We start from the raw sequence: 17,954 nt of genomic DNA on the forward strand, positions 1-17,954 counted from the left end.
AAGTCCCATGCCTACTCGTGTTGGCGGTTTAGATTCTAAGCTGCCAGCGCGGGTAGGTTATTTAGATATAGGTTATTTAGATAAATGCCAGTGGCTCAAGAAAAAGGAGCTTAAATGGCTGAGAATGAATGGCTAGCCAAAGATTTTTACAAGGTTCTCGGCGTCTCCAAAGATGCTGACGAAGACACGATTACAAAAGCGTACAGAAAACTCGCTAGAAAATATCATCCAGATTTAAACAAAACTAAAGAAGCAGAAGAAAAATTTAAAGATGTATCTGAAGCGTACGATGTTTTGAAAGATAAGCAGATGCGCGCTCGCTACGATGCGATTCGCCAATTCGGAGCAGGCGGAGCAAGATTCGCTGGCGGCTCTGGAGCAGGCGGATTCGACGCAAGCGGATTCAGTGACATTTTCTCATCAATGTTTGGCGGGTCGCCAATGGGCGGCGGCTCACGCGTGCGATTCTCCACGGGCGGAGCTGGGCCAGACATGGGCAACATATTCTCCATGTTTACGGGCGGCGCGGGCGCGCAGTCGCAAGCAGGATTTGGCGGCGCAGACTACGGGCAGTACGGCCAGTACGCTCAATCTGCTCAATCTGCTCCGCAAAACACGCCTGAACGTGGCGAAGACATTACAGCGTCTATAAAACTAACGTTTAAGCAAGCGTTTAAAGGCGCTACAGTTTCGCTTCGATCGGGCGGAGAGTCGTTTAAAACTCATATTCCTGCAGGCGTAAAAGACGGGCAAAAAATCCGCCTAAAGTCAAAAGGAAAGCCAGGCAAATTTGGCGGCGCTTCTGGAGACATGTATTTGCAAGTGCAAGTGGAAAAGTCGGAGCAATTCTCGATTGAAGGCTGCGACTTAGTGGCCACTTTGCCGCTGACCTTAAGCGAAGCTGTGCACGGAGCAAAAGTCACGCTTAAAAACGTAGATGGCGAGCCAGTTGTGTTTAAGGTGCCATCTGGAACTTCGGGCGGCAGCAGAATACGCGTAGAAGGCGAAGGTGTGCCAGGCAAAGACGGCGCGTTTGTTGGAATTGCGCAAATTCGCGTTCCAAAAAAGTCAACAATGGCGGTAAAGCGCGCTGCAAAAGAGTTTGATAAGGCGTGTGGCGCAGATTACGAGCAAGAAGTTAAGGATTTGCGAGCATAGCTGCGATTTGTTTGCGTGTAGAAAGGAAAGTCATGGCTAGGTTGGATCGCCAAATTAGGGCGCTGTATGAGATGTGTGCAGTGGCGCTAGTGCGTGGAAATGCAACGCTTGATGGCGCGGACGAAGTGGGCTTTAAAATCGACATGCCGATTTTTACCGTGAGTCACGTAGCCAACCTAACCGACACGCATCCGCAAACGCTTAGGCAATACGATAGATTGCATTTGATTATGCCGCAGCGTACAGAAGGCGGAGCCAGAAGATACTCGCTTAGAGACATAGATAGGCTTGTGCAAACGCAAAAACTGAGCCAAGAAAACGGCGTGAATCTTGCTGGAATTATGCGGATTTTGGAGCTTCAAGAAGAAAATCGCCAGCTTAAAAGGCAAGTGAGGCGCTTGGTTGACGAGGCGGCGAGTGCGGAGCGAAACATTTTTGCAGCGAGTGCAGATGGGAACATTGTGGAGGTTCAGCGCTCGCAGCGTGCAAAGGATTGGCGCCGGGATATTCGCGTGCCTCAGCGCGAGTTGCCGTCGTCTTATGCGAGAGGCAATAATGGCGATTCGCAATATAATGATTATGCAAGCAATGATTTAGAAGACGATAGGTCGATTGTTTTGTGGCGTGCGTTTGGACTGTAGCGCCTACTCCAACATTAGTTTAGATTTTTCTAAATACTAGTCAAATGTTTAAATAGACTGTGGATATGTGGATAATCACAAATGCAAACGCGCAAATAAGTGCATAAGTGAATAAGTTAAGTAGCGCTTAAGCGCGTAGGTGTATAAGTGTATAAGAATATAAGGGGATTAATGGCAACGAGCGCAACCGAGGAAAATGCATTGACAGAGTTAACAGCACAAAAATCGGCAATTGAGATGGCGGCTGCGGCAAATCGCAAGCTTGCAGCAGTTTTTTGGGATATGGACGGCACGCTAATCGACTCTGAGCCGTATTGGCACGAGTCCGAGATTAAAATCGCAAAAGAACACGGCGGCGAGTGGAGTGAAGAGCTTGCATGGCAATACTCGGGCGGGTCGCTAAAAGATGTTGCCGAAGCCATGATTGCGCGCGGAACAAAGATGGGCGTTGAAGAGATTGGCAATGCGATGGTGGACTACGTTGCCGAGCGCGAAAGCGCGGAAGTTCCATGGGTGCCAGACGTTTTAGATCTTTTGCAAAAGCTTGCCGACGCAGAAATCCCTTCGATTTTAGTGAGCAATTCGCCAAGGCGACTTGTTGAAAACATTGTGAATCATGCGCCTAAAGGTGCGTTTGCTGGCTTTATTTGCGGCGATGACGGATATGCTACAAAGCCAAGCCCCGAGCCGTATTTGGCTGCAGGTAGGCTGCTTGGCATTAGCGCGCAAAACATGAAGTATTGCATTGCGATTGAGGATTCGTTTGCGGGGCTAAAGTCGGCTGCGGCTTCGGGAGCGACCACTCTTGCGCAAAGAGCGTACTCTAACTTAGATGTTAGCGGCGGGCCGCAGTTTGCGGACTTAGACGGCTACAAAGATCTTACGCCGCAAGCGCTTGAGCGCTACATTATTAATCGCCTTGCGCAGTAGCGCTCCGACCTGCCTTTTCGCTTAGAGCGTAGCGCGGCTTCCTACTTAACGTTGCGCGAGGTTTGAGTATTTCTCTCCTCGCAAGTGACGCGCTCCTTTACGGGTGTTTTATGAACGTTAATATTCCAAGGCCTCAGTATGGCGCTATTTATTGCTCGTAGAGAAATACATCAAACCTTCTGGATATCTAGAACTTTTGCGTATTTTTCATCACCGAGATTCTCGATTTTTCTTGCTACTTCAGCGAATCACCATCAAAGATGCTGAGGTTCGCTTCATCCGCTGCGAAAAATCTCGAATCTCTACCTCACTTGATGCAGTCAGCGCGAGCGATTTTCCCGAGAATGTTGTTCAAAATGGCAAAATTAGCTACAAAATCGGGAGATTTTTCCCGAAAATGTAGCTCTAAACTGCGTGTTGAGCTACAAAATCGGGAGATTTTTCCCGAAAATGTAGCTCTAAACTGCGTGTTGAGCTACAAAATCGGGAAAATACAGATTAATCGCCGCCAGCTCCAGCAGTATTTTGGCCGCTTGTGCCGCTTGTGCCGCTTGTGCCGTAGCCTCCGCTCCAGCTGCCCGCGCCGCCAGACCCATCGCCAGCACTGCCGCTGCTAGTAGTGCCACTGCCAGCCGATCTGTTCTCGTTATTCGTGCCGCCATCGCCAGAACCATTCAATCCATTGGCGCCATTCGCACGATCTTCACTACTAGAACCATCTTCCTTATTAGCGCCATTAGCACCATTAGCGCCATTTGCGCCACTTGATTCGCTTTCGCCATCTTCGTCGTCCGCAGCCTCGTGCTTGCTTCCGCCAAGCCCCCAAGTTCCATCTTCGCCGCCAATTTTGCCATTATCTTTAGCTTCTGGGAACTTTTCCGCAGCCGTTCCAGCCAGCGCCGCACGCATGTATCTTGTAAACAAATGCGCCGAATACCCAATTCCGCCAGGGTACCCGCGGAAAGTTGGCACAGGCAAAGGATTTCCTTGCGCATCTGGATTCCAAATAGCAAACACAGTCACAACACTCGGCGTAAATCCAACAAAGCTACACGCCGAAGAATCGTTAGCGGTTCCCGACTTTCCAGCAATCGGCTTTCCAACGCCCCTAACCTCTGGCGAAGTACCGTATTGCACAACGCCTTGCATGGCCTTAATAGCAAGCGCCATGTCTGCCGCCGCAAACACCTGCTTTCCAGCGGTCGGCGCCCTATAAAACTCTTTGCCATCTGGGTTCTTAACGCTAGAAATAATGTGCAAATCTGGCCTGCGCCCCTGGTTTGCAATCGTAGAATACGCGCGCGCAATCTCACTAATATGCACAGGGTCGTTTCCAAGAACAGTAAACGGATTCTTGCCGTTAATGCGCTGCGCATTTAACCCAGCCATAACAGCGGTATTTGCCACGCCTTTTTGCCCCAGCTTTTCTTGCAAAGCCATAAATGGCGTGTTTACAGAGTTTGCTGTTGCTTTATAAAGGTTGATTATTCCCCAATTTGTGTTTGCAAAGTTGTTTACTGGCTTGTCAATTCCCTTAAACTTTAGCCCTGTATTGCCATTAAACAGCGTGTTTAGGTTTGTGCCAGCCTGAATCGCCCCAATAAGCGCAAATGGCTTCATGGTACTTCCAGGCTCGTAAAGCGCCTGAGTGGCGTTATTTAGCGGCTTAGAAAGGTAGTCGTCGCCCGCGTAAACCGATATAATCGACCCGTCCTTAGGATTTACGCTCATTGCGCCCGTTTGCACTCCCTGCGGCGTAACTCCGCGCGCCCCAGCCGTTGGGCTTGCCACGCTAAACATAAGGTCTTGCTTAGCTTTGTCGATTGTTGTAATAATGCGGTATCCGCCCGTGTCTAGGTCTTCTTTTGTAAACGCGCCGCCGCTTGTAAGCTCGCTACGAACCATCTGCAAAAGGTATCCTTGCGGCCCCGCGTACACGTTTTGCTTGGTTTGATTAATGGTCTGCGGCATTTTTGCGTTTTTGTATTCTTCGCTTGTAATGTACTTGTCTTTAAGCATGATTCGCAGAACGCGCTTGAATCGAATATTCGCCTCTTTAGGCATGATTGCAGGGTCCCAGCTGCTTGGCGCAGGAATTATTCCAGCCAGCATTGCCGCTTGAGATAGCGTAAGATCCTTTGCCTCCACGCCAAAGTACGCTTTTGCTGCCGCCTGAATTCCGTACGCTCCGCGGCCCAGATAAATCGTGTTCATGTAATTGCACAGCACGGTGTTTTTGTCTTGCGTTTGCGCAATTTTTAGCGCAAGAATGGCCTCGTGCAGCTTTCCTAAATACGTTTTTGTTTCGCCAAGATAGTAGCGTTCCGCGTATTGTTGCGTAATCGTAGAGCCGCCCCATCTGCCTTTAGATGTTACGTTGTGGATTATTGCGCGCCCAATTCCCTTAAGATCGATTCCGCCGTCTTTATAGAATGACCTGTTTTCGCTTGCGATTATTGCGTTTCCAACATATGGCTTTAGCACAGAGCAGTTTATGATTTCGCGATTTTGCTCTGCAAAGCTGCCGATTTCCGTCTTTCCGTCTGCGTAGTAAACCTTGGTTTTATCCGCCATTGCGATTTTGTCTGGCTGCGGAATGTCTGTTGTTACGTACATCCACGCAACCGTTAGAATTCCAAGGATTATTGGTGTAAAAACTACGATTAGCGCCCAAAAAATAATCGGGTGTTTTGTTCTAAAGTTTTTTGGGATTCTTCTGTGGCTTCTGCGATTGTATGGTCGCCTTGCGCTTCCGCCATTTCTTCCGCTATTTCTTCCGCCTGCCCTGTTGCCTGCGCTATTGCCTGCTCTGTTGCCTGCGCCATTGCCTGCCTCATTGCCAGCGGCATTGCCTGCGCCCGCGCTTCTTATAGTGCGTCTTGTGCTAGAAGAGTGCGAATTTCGTCCATAACTATTTGCAACCATACAATCCAAGTTAGCGCTTGGCGAGGAATTTTAATCATATGCAACGAGGAATTTTAATCATGCATAATATCATGTGTAATATTTGTAAAAGCTAGTATTATAAAAGTGTATTAGTGCGGCGTTGGTGTGTGCCGCTAATTTTTGCTAAGGAGTTTATATGAGTATCCGCGTTGCCATTGCCGGTGTTGGCAATTGTGCTTCGTCGTTAGTTCAGGGCGTTGAATATTACAAAAATGCCAATGATGGCGATAAAATTCCAGGATTAATGCATGCTGTTTTTGGGCAATATCGCGTGCGAGACATTGAGTTTGTAGCTGCTTTTGACGTTGACGCTTTAAAAGTTGGTCACGACTTAAGCGAGGCGATTTATGCTTCTCAAAACAACACAATTCGCTTTGCAGACGTGCCTAATCTTGGCGTTACAGTGCAGCGCGGCCCTACTTACGACGGCTTGGGTGACTACTACAAGCAGATGATTGACGAGTCTAAAGAAGAGCCTGTAAATGTTGCCGCGGTTTTGCGCGATTTGCATGTAGACGTGCTTGTTTCTTACTTGCCAGTGGGCTCCGAGCAGGCAGATAAGGCGTATGCTACGGCGGCTATGGAAGCTGGATGCGCGTTTGTAAATTGCCTTCCTGTTTTTATTGCTTCCGACCCAGTTTGGGCGCAAAAGTTCCGCGATGCAGGCGTGCCGATTATTGGCGACGATATTAAAAGCCAGGTTGGCGCCACGATTACACACCGCGTTATGGCGCGACTTTTTGAAGATAGAGGAGTGCGTTTAGACCGCACTTACCAGCTTAATGTTGGCGGAAACATGGACTTTATGAACATGTTGCAGCGCTCTAGGCTTGAGTCGAAGAAGATTTCTAAGACGCGCGCGGTTACTTCGATTGTTCCGCACGATATGGATGACCACAACGTGCACATTGGCCCTTCGGATTATGTTGCTTGGCTTGACGACCGCAAGTTTGCGTTTGTGCGCTTGGAGGGCACCACTTTTGGCGATGTTCCGCTTAGCTTGGAGTACAAGCTTGAGGTGTGGGATTCGCCTAATTCCGCAGGCATTGTTATAGACGCTGTGCGTGCGGCGAAGATTGCGCTGGATCGCAAGCTTTCGGGGCCGATTTTGGCTCCTAGCTCTTACTTTATGAAGTCGCCAGCTGTTCAGCATGAAGATAGCGAGGCGCGCGAACTCGTTGAGCGCTATATTGCTGGAGATGTTGAGGCAGATGAGTCGCAGCTTAATGCAGATGTTGAGGATGCAAAGAAGAGCGGCAAAAGCGTGTGGCGCGCCTAGCGATGCGCCTAATGGTGCGGTTGCTTGCGACTTGCGCTCGGCTTGCGTGCGGCTTGCGCTCGACTTTTATCCATAATCGTGTAATATAGGTAGAGCCTCCGCGTGGCACTACGTCACCCAATCCCCCCAGGGCAGGAATGCAGCAAGGGTAAGTGGCCTCTGGTGGGTGCGCGGGGGTTTTCTGTATTTTTGTTAATATCTTTGAAAAATCTTCCCGACTTTGTTCCCAAAATTGGCCAAAACGTAAACAAACGTGGGAAAAAAGAAACAAACGTGGGCAAGTGTTCCCGACTTTGTTCCCAAAATTGGTCGAAATGGGAACAAACGCGGGCAAAAAGAAACAAACGCGGGCAAGTGTTCCCGACTTTGTTCCCAAAATTGGCCAAAACGTAAACAAACGCGGGGGAAAAGAAACAAACGCGGGAAAATCGCTCGCGCTACGCTTCTCAAGCGAAAAGGTATGTCGGAGCGAGTGGAGTGTTGTTTGATAAAATGCTGGTATGAGTCAATTTGAAGGCAGCCAGATTAGCGGCGATAGTCAGCTAACTCAAAACTCTAATAGCAGCGAAGCTAATCAAGATATATCTAAGCTCGATCCATTGATGAATCGCCCTAGAATATCTACAATCGTGCTATGCGTCGTATGCGCAGTTCTTTTTGCAGCATCTGCTGCGGCAGTGTGGTTTTTAGCTGTACGAACTTCGTTAGGTCAGTCGTACGAAGAAATGGTGATTAGCACTTTTGGCTATAGCGCCATTCCATCAACGCTTGCTGCGATTTTAGCGCCGCTTAGAAACTCCATAATCGTTATAGTTTTGAGCGTGCTAATATGCGTTGCTGCGCTAATAGTTGTGATTATAAGAAAACGCTGGTGGCTGCTTGCCCAATGCGCTGCAATACTTGCTTTATCGCTTGCAGCAGAGCCACTAAAGCGCGTTCTTCCGCGACCAATGCTGGTAAACGTTGCCACTCTTGCAAAGAACTCTGCGCCTTCGGGGCACACTCTTTTAATGGCGGCCGCTTGCGCGATTCTTATTTGCGCTGTTAGTCGAGCGTTTAGAGCGTGGGTTGCAGCTGGGGCCGCGTTAATAACATTTTTGCTGGCTGTGGCTCTTATGGGAGGCCGTTGGCATAGGCCTGCAGACGTTGTAATGTCGGTGCTAATGGTGGGAGCAATCGCTTGCGCTGCAATGGCTTTTACGCGCGGATCTGCAATGGATTTACCTGGTCGTAGAAGGTCTTCTATAAGCGTGCAAATTGTTGGAACTGCAATGATTACAATGGGCATTATTGGCATCGTGTATTTTGCGTACATGTTTTATCAGATTTTGCCAGGTGTTGAATTGGGTGCAAAATGGGCGATTGGCGTTTCGCACGTTTTAACATATTGGGCAGTTGCGGGAGTGTGCGGCCTAACGTTCGGCGTTTTGATGGTTCTTAAACACTGCACGGCCGCGCCTTTGAGCAGACTCGGGCTAGTGGGCGCGCCGCCTACGCCGCCAGCAAAAAGCGATGCGCAAAGTCAGCCTGATGAAAGTGATTTGTTAAAAATGCTATCGTCTAATTAAATAAAAAAAATAAGTAAAATTGAATAAAAAATCATTAAAGTGGTATATATAGGAGTATATGCTGATATTTCGCAAAATTTGATTTATTGGGAATGATGCGTAAATTGCGTTAGAGTAGGTTGCGTTAGAGTAGGTTGCATAAAGCAAGTTGCGTTAGAGTTGGCGCAGGTAGTGAGCGCGAAATATGCAGTGCATTTAGTGTTTAGTGCATGCGAGTGCATGTGAGTGCAGATACGAAAGGAGAGAGTATGACAGAGCAGAACAAGCTTGTCATTGTGGAGTCTCCCACTAAAGCGCGTAAAATAGGCGGATATCTTGGAAGCGGATACACGGTTATGGCGTCCGTTGGCCACATTCGCGATTTAGCACAGCCAAGTCAGGTGCCAGCCGCTAAAAAGGCGGAATTTGGCAAGTTTGGCGTAGATGTAAACAATGGTTTTGAGCCGTACTACATTGTTGGGGCCGATAAAAAGAAAACCGTTTCCGACTTAAAAGCCGCGCTGGCAAAGTCGGGCGAGTTGTTCCTTGCAACTGATGAGGACCGCGAAGGAGAGGCGATTGCGTGGCATCTTGTGCAGGCGCTTAAGCCAAAAGTGCCAGTAAAGCGCATGGTGTTTCACGAGATTACAAAGCCCGCGATTCAGGCTTCGCTTGCTAACACGCGAGACGTTGACGATCACATGGTTGATGCGCAAGAAACGCGCCGCGTGTTGGATAGATTGTACGGCTACGAGCTTTCGCCAGTTTTGTGGCGCAAGGTGGGGCCGGGTCTTTCGGCTGGTCGAGTGCAATCTGTTGCAACGCGTTTGATTGTTGAGCGCGAGCGCGAGAGAATGGCGTTTAGAAAAGCGAGCTATTGGGATGTTTGCGCGGATTTGAGCGCAAACGGCGTAGATTTTCAGGCGCGAATGACGGCTCTAAACGGAGCGCGTTTGGCGGGTTCTAAAGATTTTAACTCGCTTGGCGAGCTTCAAAAAGCCAAGGGCGAATCTGCTTTAGCGCACTATTTAAACGAGGCGGACGCTTGCGCGATTGCGCAAAATCTTGGCGCGGCCGATTTTGTTGTAAACTCAATGGACACTAAGCCGTATCGCCGCCGCCCGTTGCCTCCGTTTACAACGTCTACTCTTCAGCAGACTGCTGGAAATCGCTTGTCTATGAGCTCTCGCCAAACTATGCGCGCGGCTCAATCTTTGTATGAAAACGGTTATATAACATACATGCGTACGGATTCTGTAACGCTTTCTAAAGAGGCGATTTTTGCGGCTCGAGATTGCGTTAAGTCTAATTTTGGAGACGAGTATTTAGCGGATTCTCCAAAACAGTACGCTACGACTTCTGCAGGCGCTCAAGAGGCGCACGAGTGTATTCGTCCTGCTGGGTCTGCGTTTAAAAATCCTGCGGATTTGGCGGGCGCGCTGCCTGCCGATCAGCTTAAGCTTTACACGCTTATTTGGCAGCGCACGCTTGCATCTCAAATGGCGGACGCCACTGGTTTTACAGCTACAGTTAAGCTAGACGCTTTAGCTGGCAGCTTTGGAACGGCTAATTTCCAAGCTTCTGGAACCGTTATTGAGTTTGCTGGATTTATGAAGGTGTTTGGCGGATTTAGCGAAGACGAGCAGTCTAAGGCTTTGCCTCCTATGGCTAATGGAGATGTTCTTAAAGCTTTGCAAGTTAGCGCGGATGGCCACGAAACTCAGCCGCCAGCTCGCTACACGGAAGCGTCTTTAGTTAAAACGTTGGAAGCTAAGGAGATTGGTAGGCCGTCTACTTACGCTAGCATTATTTCCACGATTATTGATCGCGGATACGTGTATGAGCGTGGGCGTGCGTTGATTCCAAGCTGGCTTGCTTTTGCGGTTATTAAGCTTTTGGAATCTAATTTCCCAACTTATGTTGACTACGCGTTTACGGCAGACATGGAAAATGGCCTGGATCGCATTGCGCATGGTGAGGAAGCTGGTAAAGATTGGCTTTACAAGTTTTACTTTGGAGATGACGGGGCGGAAGCTGGCGATTCTGCGGCAGTGGTTGCGGCTGCTAGCGATTTTTCCGCACACAAAGGCTTGCAAAAGCAGGTTGATCAGCTTGGCGAGATTGACGCGCGAGAGATCAACACGATTGATATTGGCGGCGGATTGCATGTTCGCGTAGGCAGATACGGCCCGTATTTGGAAGATACTAAGAATCTAGACGAAGAGGGCAATGCGCGCAGAGCTTCGATTCCAAGCACTTTGGCTCCAGACGAGCTTACCGAGCAGGTTGCGAGGGATTTGATTGAAAACAACTCCGAAGGCCCGCGCGTTTTGGGAACGGATCCGCAAACTGGCGGAAGTGTAGAAGTTAGAAACGGGCGTTTTGGTGCGTACGTTGCTCTTGTTGAGGCCTCGAGTGAGGCTTCGGATGAGGGTGAATCGCAAGCAGCCGCAGATTCCGCTAAAACTGGCGCAAAGTCTTCTGCAAAATCTAAGAAGTCTGCCCAAAATAAGCCAAAAATGGCGTCTTTGTTTAAAACAATGGATCCTGCAACAATAACTTTGCAAGAGGCTTTGCAACTTTTGAGTTTGCCTCGATTGGTTGGCGTTGTGGAAGAAGTTGACGAGCAGGGCGAGGTTAAGCGTGCAAAGATTGAGGCGAATAATGGGCGATACGGACCTTATTTGACTAAGACTTACGAGCGCGCGGCGTCTGGCGAAACGGCTGCGGATTCTAAGCCAGACAATCGTTCGCTTGCAAGCGAAGATGCGATTTTTAGTGTGACTTTAGACGAAGCCAAGGAGCTTTTTGCGCAGCCAAAGTACGCAAAGCGCACGCGTGGAGCTGCAAAACCGCCACTTAGGGAGCTTGGAGAAGACCCAGAAAGCGGCAAGCCAGTGGTGATTAAAGACGGCTTCTACGGCGCTTATATTACGGATGGCGTTACGAATCGCACGCTGCCAAAGCAATATACGCCTGAGTCGATTGAGCCACAAGTTGCGTTTGAGCTTTTGGCGCAAAAGCGCGCGGCAGGGCCTGTAAAGCGCAAGAGAGCTGCTGCAAAGAAGACGACTGCAAAGAAGCCTGCTGCTAAGAAAACTGCGACTAAAAAGAGCGCTGCAAAAAAGCCTGCTGCAAAAAAGAGCACAGCAAAAAAGTCCACGTCTAAAGCCGAGTAAACCTGGTAGAGGTATGCAAAATGGCTATAGATCTTAAAAACAGCGAGCTTAATGGCTTAAACAAAGGGCTTTTTATATCTTTTGAAGGTATAGACGGCGTTGGAAAAACCACGCAAGTTAACGCTTTGCGCGATTTTTTGCAGGCGCGTGGACTTGAGGTTGTTGTGACTAGAGAGCCTGGCGGCACGCAGCTAGGAAAACAGTTGCGAGATATTCTTTTGCATGGCGGAGTGATTTGCGCGCGTACAGAAGCGCTGCTTTTTGCGGCAGACCGCGCTCAACATGCTGCGCAAATCATTATTCCAGCTTTGCAGCGCGGTGCGGTTGTTATAACGGATCGTTACATTGATTCTTCGCTAGCGTACCAATCGGGTGGGCGCGAACTCACTATGCAAGACGTGCGAGATTTAAGCGAGTGGGCGTCTAATGGTCTTTGGCCAAATCGCACGTATTTGCTAGATATGAGCGAGAAAGATGCTGCTGTGCGCTTGCACGGGCAGGCGGATCGCATGGAAAGCGCGGGACTTGATTTTGCGCGCCGCACGCGTGAAGCGTTCTTAGATCTTGCTAAACAAAACGCGCAAAGATTTTGCGTTTTAGACGCCACTTTGCCAGCTTGCGATTTATCTAAGTTGATTGCTAAAGATATGGGCGAGCTGCTGGATAATGCTGGTGTGCGTGAGGAAGAATCGCAAGGATCGCAAGGATCGCAAGACGCCGCAGAATCGCTAGAAAATCAGGGATTTTAGGATTTTAGGATTTTAGCAATGGACGTTTGGGAATCGGTAGTTGGTCAAGCGCAAGTTGTTGAGCGTCTTAAAAAAGTGGCGCAAGGCGATTCAAGCAAGATCGCGCAATCGTGGCTTATTTGCGGCGCTTCGGGATTTGGGTGCGCAAAAGTGGCAAGAGCGTTTGCAGCAGCATTGCAATCGCGCGAAAAAATCGCAAGCAGCCGCACCGCCGAAAACTCCGCCACTCAAATAAACACAGATAAAATCGCAAGTGAAGTGTTGGCTGGAACAAGCCCAGACGTAAACATTTTAAGCACAGACAAAGTTACAGTAAGCATTGACGAAGTGCGCGAGATTGTGTCAATTTCCGAGCAGATGCCAAGTGTTGCGCCGTGGCGAATCATAATAATCGAAGATGTTGGGCGCATGCTTGAGCGCACAACAAACGTTTTGCTAAAAGAAATCGAAGAGCCAGCACCTCGCACAATTTGGATTCTTTGCGCTGCAAGCGCGGCAGATGTTTTGCCAACAATTCGATCCAGGTCTCAAATAGTGAATTTGGCGCAGCCAAGCGACCAAGATGTTCAAGAATACGTGCAAAAACACTCTAATGTGGATGCAAAAACGGCGGCGAGCGTTGCGCGAATTGCGCAAGGAAACGTTGATTTGGCAATGCTTTACGCTACAAGCGAGCAGGCCAGAAGCAGGCGAGAAGAGCTTGTGGCAGGCGTTTTGCGCATTAGCAGCGCAATAGATGCGATTATGCTGGCGCAAACGCTAATCGAAGATGCTAAAAGCCAAGCAGAAGACGAAGTGCAAAAGTCTATTGAAGCTGAGCAAAGCGAGTTTTTGCGCATAAATGGCCTTAAACCAACGGATAAAATTCCGCCTAAAATTCGTAGCGCATACAATGCGATTGGCAAAAAAGACGATGTTAAACGCAAAGTAACTCGCGTAAGCAGAGACGTTCTAAACCGCGCAATCGACGCCATTTGCAGCGTGTATTGCGATGCTCTTGTTTTAATAAACAACGCGCAAGATAAAGCGCCGCTGGTAAATCAAGATTTTAAGGCGCAAATTGCGGCTCTTGCAAAAAATCTTAGTGCCGAGCGCGCGCTTAAATGCCTGGACGCGCTTGCTGTGGCTAAAAAGCGGCTTGCTGGCAATGGCAATGCAACGCTTGTTTTTGAAGCGCTTTTATGCACGCTGTAATCTGCCTGAGCGCGCTGTAATGCGCGAACGATTTTCCGCTTTTTGTACGTAAATTGGGTCGATTTTGGTACAAAGTGCGGAAAATAACTCCGGGTTTTGTACGTGATTTAGGTCAAATATGGTACAAAGTGCGGAAGTGCATTTGTGTAAAAATGAATTATTTTGTATAGTCACAGCGGTGGGAGATACTTAAAACATGGATATTTCAACAGATTTCACCACCATTCCAAGCAACTTTGCAAAAGATGCGCCGAATGAAAATAAGGTTGACGGCGTTCCCGTTGTGTCTTTTCCGTTTTATGTAAATAATCTGCCAGATTTTGTTCACTACTTGCATTGGAGATTTGTAGACGACGACGCTATACCAGTGTGCGGATTCCAGTGGATTCATTGGACGGTAGCAAACTTGCCCGTGGAATCGCTTATGTTTGACTTTAACGATTCGCGCGCGTTGCAAATTCCTCAAGACTTTTCGCGCACAATGCCAACCATGATTCCAGAAGCGGTGCAAGGGCGAAACAGCCAAGCCAGCCGATTTGTGGGTTGCACGAATCCTGCGGTTACAATGCGCTACAACGGCCCGCAGCCGCCAGACAAGGATCACGACTACATGCTAGAGGTTTTTGGCACGCAAGAGCCTCTTAAAAATCTTAAAGAGGGCTTTTATCTTAACGAGCTTATAAACGAGATTAGGCATTGCAAGTCTTATGTAGACGTTAATGGCCTTTATTTAAGGGGCGAGGCGTAGCGTTTAGGATTTATATGACTTCGCGCTGGAAAATCGCAAGCAGCTTGCGATTAGATGTGCGTGCGTAAAATAATCAAAATAAGCTAGATAAGCAAAATAATCTAAACAAGCAAAATAATCAAATAACCAAAATAATCAAAAATTAGAAAATAGGGGATGCAAATATGGCATGCACAACAATTTTAGTAGGACGCAAAGCGAGCTACGACGGATCCACGCTTATTGCGCGTAACGAAGACTCCGCAAACGGCGAGTTTAACCCAAAGCGCTTAGTGGTGGTAAAGCCACAAGACCAGCCGCGTGTTTATAAGTCCGTGCTTAGCCACGTAACAGTAGAGCTTCCAGATAATCCAATGCAATACACAAGCGTGCCAAACGCAGACTTGCGCGAAGGAATTTGGGGAGAAGCCGGCGTTAACGAAGCAAACGTGGCAATGAGCGCAACCGAAACGCTTACATCCAACGAGCGTGTGTTGGGCGCAGACCCAATGGTGGAGCTTCAAAAAGCGCAAGGCAAGGAAGGCGATGCTGATTATAAGCCAGAAGTGCCTGGTGGAATTGGCGAAGAAGACTTCTTAACGCTTGTTTTGCCTTATATTCGTAGCGCTCGCGAAGGCGTTGAGCGTTTGGGCGCGCTGCTAGAAAAGTATGGCACGTACGAGATGAATGGCGTTGCGTTCTCGGATGTAAACGAGATTTGGTGGATGGAAACTGTTGGCGGACACCACTGGATTGCTAAGCGCGTGCCAGACGAGGCGTATGTTGTTATGCCAAACCAGCTTGGAATCGACGAGTTCGATTTGGAAGACGCTTTGGGTGACCAAGAAGAGCATATGTGCTCGGCTGATTTGCTTGAGTTTATTGAAGAAAATCACTTGGATTTGGCGGTGGAAAATGCTTCGCCATTTAATCCTCGCGATGCTTTTGGCTCTCACTCAGACGCCGATCATGTGTACAACACGCCGCGCGCGTGGTTTATGGAGCGTTTCTTGAATCCGTATGACGAAGTGTGGGATGGAAAAGACGCGGATCATAGGCCAGATAGCAACGATATTCCGTGGGCGCGTCAGCCTGAACGCAAGGTGACGATTGAAGATGTTAAGTACGTGCTTAGCTCGCACTATCAGGGCACGCAGTATGATCCTTACGGAAAGCTTGGCGATGAGCATACGCGTCATCTTTTCCGCCCAATCGGCATTAATCGCCAAAGCCAGTTGGCTGTTATGCAAATCCGCCCTTATATGCCAGAAGCGTTCCGCGCAATTCAGTGGATGGCCTACGGCTCTAACCCGTTTAATGCGCTTGTGCCGTTCTATCCAAATGTAAACGAAACGCCAAAGTATTTGGAAGATACAACTACTCGCGTAACAAGCGAAAACTTCTATTGGGAAAATCGCATTATTGCGGCTCTTGCGGATGCTGCATTTAACGACACTGCAAATGCGATTGAGCGCTACCAGGAGGTTGTTGGTTCTCTTGGGCATGCGATGGTTAAGGCTACGGATGCTGCCGCTGCAAAGATTCTTGGCGTTTCTTTGAAAGATTACGAGCCAGAGCGCGAAGGCGATGATTGCGATGATTGCGGTGATTTAGTTCGCGATCCTGAAGCTATTATTGCAGAGCTTCGTAACGACAAAGTGCGCGCGGCTTTGGCTAAAGCGAACGAGGGTATGGCTGCAAAGTTGAAGAAAGAAACCGATTCTTTGCTCGATACAGTTCTGTACATAACTAGCATGCGTATGAAGAATGGTTTTAATCGCTCCGATCACTAATCGCAAGCCGTTATAGACGTTACTAATAACGCGCATAGTTTTAATGTAATATTGCTATACCACGCCTATGCAATCGTATAGTATAAAAATTGTTCATTTACATTAGCTATGCGCGTTTATTATTGAGCGCTTATTGAGCATCTGTTATTGAACGTTTGTTGTTGAGTATTTGTTGTTGAGCGTCTATTAGGCGTTTTGCCTGAAAGTGGGGAATATGAGCATTCTTGATTCGTTTACTGCACAATTTGGACTGGTTAAAAAAATCGACGCTTTTGGATTTATGGATTATCTAAAGAGGAATCCAAGCGAGCCAAGAAAGCACGGTAAAGTGTTGCTCGTTACTGCAGATACTCCTCTTAAGGCTTCTAGAGGAGAAGGCAAAACAACCACCACTATTGCGCTTGTAGACGCTTTGCGCGAACGCGGAGTAGATGCGGCGGCTGTTTTGAGGCAGCCAAGCATGGGCATTACTGCGGCGGGTTCTAAAGGCGGCGCTAGCGGTGGCGGAAAGTCGTCTCTTGCACACCCAGAGTTGATTGACTGGGGATTGTGCGGAGAAATGGCGGCTATTGAATGTGCGCAGAATTTGCTTGTTTCTTTTGCAGAAAAGGCGATTGACGACGGTATTTTAGACACGATTTTAGTGCCGCGAGTAAGCGAAGTGCCTTCAAGATCTTTGCGTAGTATTGCTGTTGATTTTGGCAAGAGCACGGTTGCGGAGCGCGTTGTATTAACGCCAACTTGCGAACTTATGCAAATCGTAGTGCTTTCTAGAAGCATGGAAGAAATCGCAAATCGTGTATCTTCTATGATTGCTGGCACAAAAGACGGGAATCCTGTTAAATTTGGCGATTTTGTTGACTTGTGGCGAATCACAAATATTCTTGCTGATGCTGTAAAGCCTGCAAAAACAGAGACGATTAATGGTTCTCCGATTTACGTTCATTGCGGGCCATTTGCCAACGTTTCTCTTGGAATTCCAAGCCTTGTGAGCGTTGAGATGGCTTGCGCGCTACACAATGTTGTTGTTGTGGAGGCAGGGTATGGCACGGATGCTGGTGCGCAAAAGTGGCTAGATATTGCTGCTCGCGAGTTCGGCGCAAAGTGGCCTGCTGCTGCGGTTGTTGTTACTCGTGCCAGCACTTGGCGAGATGACGAAACGCTTGCTTGGCGCTACCCGTTCCACGTTTCGCGCCTTGAGTCGCTTGATATTCCTACTTTCCCTCTTGTTAATTTGTGGGATGGGGAAGATGGGCAGGTTCCAGATTTGCTTGAACAAGCTAAGGTTTTGGGATTCCGCAAGCCGATTGTTGGCAATCTTTTCCGAGATGGCGGAGATGGATTGGCAGATCAGCTAGACGATTTTGTGTCTGTGATTACAGATGATGCAGAAACGAAAGTTCCAGAAAGCCGCCGTGGAAAGTCTCTTCGTGAGCGTATTAATCTGCTTTGTTCCGAGGCGTATGGTGTGCCTGCTGAGCGCGTAATCGACAAAGCAGGTTTTGCGGATTCGTTGAAAGAAGCGCAAGATTTGTGCAATAAGGCTGGTGTTGATTTTGATAGCTTGGCTCTTGTTGCTGTAAAGTCGCCAGCAACCATGACGGATGACGACCACGCGCCTGCTGATTCTCGCACTGTAACGCTTAAAAAGGTAGAAGTTCATTCTGGCGCAGGCGTTGTTCAAGTCAACCTTACAGCTTCACTAACAACGCCTATGCCAAAAATCGTGTGATTTTGCCCGAGACTTTCCCGAAAATGTTGCTCGACACGCCGATTTGAACAACATTTTCGGGGAAAATCTCCCGATTTTG

At 48.4% G+C, this 17,954-nt stretch carries 12 protein-coding genes and 1 other RNA gene; 12 read left to right on the forward strand and 1 reads right to left on the reverse strand.

Annotation, left to right across the window (positions count from 1 at the left end):
* Positions 1 to 114: 114 nt before the first annotated feature.
* The 3 genes from QP420_RS04725 to QP420_RS04735 all read left to right on the forward strand — a co-directional run bounded on the left by QP420_RS04725 (position 115) and on the right by QP420_RS04735 (position 2,729).
* The gene (locus QP420_RS04725; protein ID WP_481616695.1) at positions 115 to 1,158 is read left to right on the forward strand and encodes a DnaJ C-terminal domain-containing protein; all 1,044 of its coding nucleotides are present in this window, start codon (positions 115 to 117) and stop codon (positions 1,156 to 1,158) included.
* Between the two features lie 32 nt (positions 1,159 to 1,190).
* Complete coding sequence (locus QP420_RS04730; RefSeq protein WP_060786873.1) at positions 1,191 to 1,799, forward strand: heat shock protein transcriptional repressor HspR; 609 nt, start codon at positions 1,191 to 1,193, stop codon at positions 1,797 to 1,799.
* 237 nt (positions 1,800 to 2,036) lie between these two features.
* On the forward strand, positions 2,037 to 2,729 hold the full coding sequence (locus QP420_RS04735; RefSeq protein ID WP_481616714.1) for an HAD family hydrolase: 693 nt from the start codon (positions 2,037 to 2,039) through the stop codon (positions 2,727 to 2,729).
* A gap of 498 nt (positions 2,730 to 3,227) precedes the next feature.
* Here QP420_RS04735 and QP420_RS04740 read toward each other — a convergent pair whose 3' ends face one another.
* Positions 3,228 to 5,654 (reverse strand): transglycosylase domain-containing protein, encoded by a 2,427-nt coding sequence (locus tag QP420_RS04740; protein WP_481616696.1) that lies wholly within the window; start codon positions 5,652 to 5,654, stop codon positions 3,228 to 3,230.
* Between the two features lie 157 nt (positions 5,655 to 5,811).
* Between QP420_RS04740 and QP420_RS04745 the strand changes: the two genes are divergently transcribed.
* The 9 genes from QP420_RS04745 to QP420_RS04785 all read left to right on the forward strand — a co-directional run bounded on the left by QP420_RS04745 (position 5,812) and on the right by QP420_RS04785 (position 17,875).
* Complete coding sequence (locus QP420_RS04745) at positions 5,812 to 6,954, forward strand: inositol-3-phosphate synthase (RefSeq protein WP_060786871.1); 1,143 nt, start codon at positions 5,812 to 5,814, stop codon at positions 6,952 to 6,954.
* Between the two features lie 89 nt (positions 6,955 to 7,043).
* Positions 7,044 to 7,140, forward strand: an RNA gene (gene ffs, locus QP420_RS04750) — signal recognition particle sRNA small type.
* A 314-nt stretch (positions 7,141 to 7,454) separates the two neighbouring features.
* Positions 7,455 to 8,522 (forward strand): phosphatase PAP2 family protein, encoded by a 1,068-nt coding sequence (locus tag QP420_RS04755; RefSeq protein WP_481616697.1) that lies wholly within the window; start codon positions 7,455 to 7,457, stop codon positions 8,520 to 8,522.
* Between the two features lie 248 nt (positions 8,523 to 8,770).
* A complete protein-coding gene (gene topA, locus QP420_RS04760; RefSeq protein ID WP_481616698.1) occupies positions 8,771 to 11,680 on the forward strand; it encodes a type I DNA topoisomerase in 2,910 nt (969 codons plus the stop codon).
* 20 nt (positions 11,681 to 11,700) lie between these two features.
* Positions 11,701 to 12,429, forward strand: coding sequence for a dTMP kinase (tmk, locus tag QP420_RS04765; protein ID WP_481616699.1), 729 nt, complete (start codon positions 11,701 to 11,703; stop codon positions 12,427 to 12,429).
* 18 nt (positions 12,430 to 12,447) lie between these two features.
* Positions 12,448 to 13,623 (forward strand): DNA polymerase III subunit delta', encoded by a 1,176-nt coding sequence (locus QP420_RS04770; RefSeq protein ID WP_481616700.1) that lies wholly within the window; start codon positions 12,448 to 12,450, stop codon positions 13,621 to 13,623.
* A 196-nt stretch (positions 13,624 to 13,819) separates the two neighbouring features.
* Positions 13,820 to 14,371 (forward strand): YbhB/YbcL family Raf kinase inhibitor-like protein, encoded by a 552-nt coding sequence (locus QP420_RS04775; protein ID WP_060787244.1) that lies wholly within the window; start codon positions 13,820 to 13,822, stop codon positions 14,369 to 14,371.
* A 164-nt stretch (positions 14,372 to 14,535) separates the two neighbouring features.
* The gene (locus QP420_RS04780) at positions 14,536 to 16,143 is read left to right on the forward strand and encodes a C69 family dipeptidase (protein ID WP_481616701.1); all 1,608 of its coding nucleotides are present in this window, start codon (positions 14,536 to 14,538) and stop codon (positions 16,141 to 16,143) included.
* A 214-nt stretch (positions 16,144 to 16,357) separates the two neighbouring features.
* The gene (locus QP420_RS04785; protein WP_481616702.1) at positions 16,358 to 17,875 is read left to right on the forward strand and encodes a formate--tetrahydrofolate ligase; all 1,518 of its coding nucleotides are present in this window, start codon (positions 16,358 to 16,360) and stop codon (positions 17,873 to 17,875) included.
* Positions 17,876 to 17,954: the final 79 nt, after the last annotated feature.

Source organism: Bifidobacterium sp. UMB1197, from assembly GCF_030217745.1.
GTDB classification, from domain to species: domain Bacteria; phylum Actinomycetota; class Actinomycetes; order Actinomycetales; family Bifidobacteriaceae; genus Bifidobacterium; species Bifidobacterium vaginale_B.

What these genes read in the sequence shown, in the direction of transcription:
- QP420_RS04730 (WP_060786873.1), top strand. Translation starts at nt 1,191, where the DNA reads ATGGCTAGGTTGGATCGCCAAATTAGGGCGCTGTATGAGATGTGTGCA.
- QP420_RS04725 (WP_481616695.1), top strand. Translation starts at nt 115, where the DNA reads ATGGCTGAGAATGAATGGCTAGCCAAAGATTTTTACAAGGTTCTCGGC.
- QP420_RS04785 (WP_481616702.1), top strand. Translation starts at nt 16,358, where the DNA reads ATGAGCATTCTTGATTCGTTTACTGCACAATTTGGACTGGTTAAAAAA.
- QP420_RS04780 (WP_481616701.1), top strand. Translation starts at nt 14,536, where the DNA reads ATGGCATGCACAACAATTTTAGTAGGACGCAAAGCGAGCTACGACGGA.
- QP420_RS04775 (WP_060787244.1), top strand. Translation starts at nt 13,820, where the DNA reads ATGGATATTTCAACAGATTTCACCACCATTCCAAGCAACTTTGCAAAA.
- topA (WP_481616698.1), top strand. Translation starts at nt 8,771, where the DNA reads ATGACAGAGCAGAACAAGCTTGTCATTGTGGAGTCTCCCACTAAAGCG.
- QP420_RS04755 (WP_481616697.1), top strand. Translation starts at nt 7,455, where the DNA reads ATGAGTCAATTTGAAGGCAGCCAGATTAGCGGCGATAGTCAGCTAACT.
- tmk (WP_481616699.1), top strand. Translation starts at nt 11,701, where the DNA reads ATGGCTATAGATCTTAAAAACAGCGAGCTTAATGGCTTAAACAAAGGG.
- QP420_RS04745 (WP_060786871.1), top strand. Translation starts at nt 5,812, where the DNA reads ATGAGTATCCGCGTTGCCATTGCCGGTGTTGGCAATTGTGCTTCGTCG.
- QP420_RS04735 (WP_481616714.1), top strand. Translation starts at nt 2,037, where the DNA reads ATGGCGGCTGCGGCAAATCGCAAGCTTGCAGCAGTTTTTTGGGATATG.
- QP420_RS04770 (WP_481616700.1), top strand. Translation starts at nt 12,448, where the DNA reads ATGGACGTTTGGGAATCGGTAGTTGGTCAAGCGCAAGTTGTTGAGCGT.
- QP420_RS04740 (WP_481616696.1), bottom strand. Translation starts at nt 5,654, where the DNA reads ATGGTTGCAAATAGTTATGGACGAAATTCGCACTCTTCTAGCACAAGA.